We start from the raw sequence: 1,873 nt of genomic DNA, 5'->3' as shown, positions 1-1,873 counted from the left end.
ATCCGCTTCATGCGTGCGGCACATTCCGGGCAGTATTTGGCTCGGTTGGAACCGGGGGTAAACAGCGCCCCGCATACGGAGCATTTCTTAGCATTCAGCCGGTGGAACAGCGCCGTTTCCAGTTCCTTATCCTGCGGCAATACCGCCGCCCGAAACCACCTGCACAACAGGGAGTAGGAAATAGACTGGACACAGACACATTCCTCCCCATCGTCCAGGGCGATACAGTGGCCGCCGTCATAGTTGCAGCACTCATGTACCAGCCGCCGCGCTCTGCGGTACTGGCGGTAGTCCATGACGGGGACGGGTTCAGGCTTGCTTTTTTTCATGCTGGCACTTCCCACACCCGCCGCAGTTGCCGCAGCCCTGGCAGGCATGGGCCTCCGGCTCCGGGCCGGTGGGCGCGTCTGCCGATTCCGGCTGCAAGAGGGCAAGGGGCAGGCGGATATTCAGGTGGATAGTGACGGGCAAAATAATTTGCTTCATACAGTGACCTCCTTCAATGAATTTATTGTTAAATATTCGTGCAAAGTATTGTTTTCTTCGTGCAAATAGCATATACTATAATTGCCAGCAGAAAGGGGTTGATCGTATGGCTGGAAATACCACAAACATCAGTATCCGCATGGACGCAGATTTGAAAGCGCAGGCGGACGCACTGTTTACTGAACTTGGCATGAACCTGACTACGGCGTTTAACATCTTTGTGCGCCAGTCGCTTCGTGAAGGCGGCATTCCCTTTGAAGTAAGGCTGGAACAGCCGAACAAAGAAACGGTTGCTGCCATGCTGGAAGCGGAAAGGATTGCAAAAGACCCGTCTGTAAAGGGCTACAATGACCTTGACGAGTTGTTTGCTGACCTGAAAAGATGAAAGAAACCAAATATACCGTCAAGTACACGACCAGTTTCAAAAAAGACTACAAACGAGCCATCAAGCGTGGCTTGAAGATCGAACTGCTGGAGCAGGTCGTAGCGTTGCTGGCGATGGGCGAACCGCTGCCGGATAAGAACCGTGACCATGACCTGTCCGGCGATTGGGCAGGCCATCGGGAATGTCACATTCTCCCGGACTGGCTGCTTGTCTACCGCATAGAAGATGATGTTCTGGTGCTGACGCTGGCCCGCACCGGCACACACAGCGACTTGTTCGGCAAATAAACCGACTGCCGCCGTATGGGGAAACCTGTACGGCGGTTTTTCTGTGCGCAAAAGGGTGTCGTGAAACGCGACGCACCTAAAAGGGGTACGCCAAAACGCGGTAGCCCTTACCGCTCCGGCTCCCGGTCGTGAGACTTGTCCCGTTCCTGTCTGGACAGCTGCTCGGCGGTTTTGCGGAGCCGTTCCACTGCTTTCAAATCCTCCCGCATGGCTTTCATGGCAAGCGTGTCCGTCTGCTTTCCAGCGGCCAGCTGGTTAATTTCCAGCTGCCATGCCTTTGGGGGGATTGCCTCGTCGCTGTCTTTCAATTCTTTCAGATACCGGGCCGCTGCGTCATACAGAATCAGTTCCCGGCTGTGGCGCTGTTCAAACTGTTCCCGTTTTTCCGGCTTTACTTTGGCAAGCTGCTTGTGAATGGACTTGTACTGGTTGTACTGTTCCCACATCTCCCCGCGCTCGGTAAGGGTAGTGATCCGGCGCTCGGCCTTGACGATCTTTCCGCGCAGGTCATAGGAACGGCTGTTCATATCAGCGATTTTTTCATGAAGCTGCTGCATAGACTGGATGCCGTTTGCCTGCAAAAAGCTGAACAGCGCAGCGCTTTCCTGCAAGGCCCGGATTTTTCCGGTGCGGGTGCGGGGAGCGTTCAACTGCTGCTGGGCCTCCCACAAAGCTGTCAAGCTGCTTTGCTGTGTTTGTGGTTTTTCCGTTTCGG

4 protein-coding genes and 1 pseudogene are annotated in these 1,873 nt (G+C 54.7%); 2 read left to right on the top strand and 3 right to left on the bottom strand.

The annotated features are described in order from the left end of the window. Together DWW13_RS18240 and DWW13_RS19145 are read right to left on the bottom strand one after the other, a co-directional pair. The coding region (locus DWW13_RS18240) for a cysteine-rich VLP domain-containing protein (RefSeq protein WP_118720802.1) at positions 1–329 on the bottom strand (329 nt) is incomplete at its 3' end. Further along, positions 310–486 (bottom strand): hypothetical protein, encoded by a 177-nt coding sequence (locus DWW13_RS19145; RefSeq protein WP_009296691.1) that lies wholly within the window; start codon positions 484–486, stop codon positions 310–312. The genes DWW13_RS19145 and DWW13_RS18240, both read right to left, overlap by 20 nt. Positions 487–592: 106 nt before the next feature. Between DWW13_RS19145 and DWW13_RS18235 the strand changes: the two genes are divergently transcribed. Both DWW13_RS18235 and DWW13_RS18230 read left to right on the top strand, forming a co-directional pair. Beyond that, positions 593–871 (top strand): type II toxin-antitoxin system RelB/DinJ family antitoxin, encoded by a 279-nt coding sequence (locus DWW13_RS18235; RefSeq protein ID WP_005924829.1) that lies wholly within the window; start codon positions 593–595, stop codon positions 869–871. Next, entirely contained in the window at positions 868–1,158 is a 291-nt protein-coding gene (locus tag DWW13_RS18230; protein ID WP_002596328.1) for a type II toxin-antitoxin system YafQ family toxin, read from the top strand. The genes DWW13_RS18235 and DWW13_RS18230 overlap by 4 nt, the downstream gene beginning before the upstream one ends. Before the next feature lie 107 nt (positions 1,159–1,265). On the opposite strand, the pseudogene DWW13_RS19610 reads toward DWW13_RS18230, so the two are convergent. Beyond that, positions 1,266–1,873, bottom strand: a pseudogene (locus DWW13_RS19610) (MobQ family relaxase); the annotation flags it as partial.

Source organism: Blautia sp. AF14-40, assembly GCF_003479665.1.
Lineage (GTDB): Bacteria > Bacillota > Clostridia > Lachnospirales > Lachnospiraceae > Fusicatenibacter > Fusicatenibacter saccharivorans.
This window is presented reverse-complemented; position numbering and strand designations above follow the sequence as displayed.